At 61.9% G+C, this 373-nt stretch carries 1 protein-coding gene; it reads right to left on the minus strand.

All coding sequences use genetic code 11. The features are described 5' to 3' along the window. Positions 1-373, minus strand: a 373-nt coding sequence (locus AC0L3B_RS38620; RefSeq protein WP_473382892.1) for an Hsp70 family protein, incomplete at both ends; no start/stop codon positions are given.

The raw sequence follows: 373 nt of genomic DNA on the forward strand, positions 1-373 counted from the left end.
TGACTGGTGGGCATGTAGGCGCCGCTTTTCATGCGACTGCCGTAGCCGAACAGCGGCATCATGCCTTGCAGGCTGAGCTGTTTGTCGAAGTCGGTACCGCCGATGTGCACGCCGCCGGTGGCGAGGATGTCGCTCTGGCGGTTGTCGTTGTGGCGGCGATCCGGCGACAGGCGTACCAGGGAGAAGTCGGACGTACCGCCGCCGATGTCGACGATCAGCACCAGCTCTTCCTTCTCGATGGTCGACTCGTAGTCGAACGCGGCGGCAATCGGCTCGTACTGGAACGAGATGTCCTTGAAGCCGATCCTGCGGGCCACATCGACCAGGGTCTTTTCCGCTTCCTGGTCGGCCATCGCGTCGTCATCGACAAAAA

Source organism: Bradyrhizobium sp. Kon56, assembly GCF_055807635.1.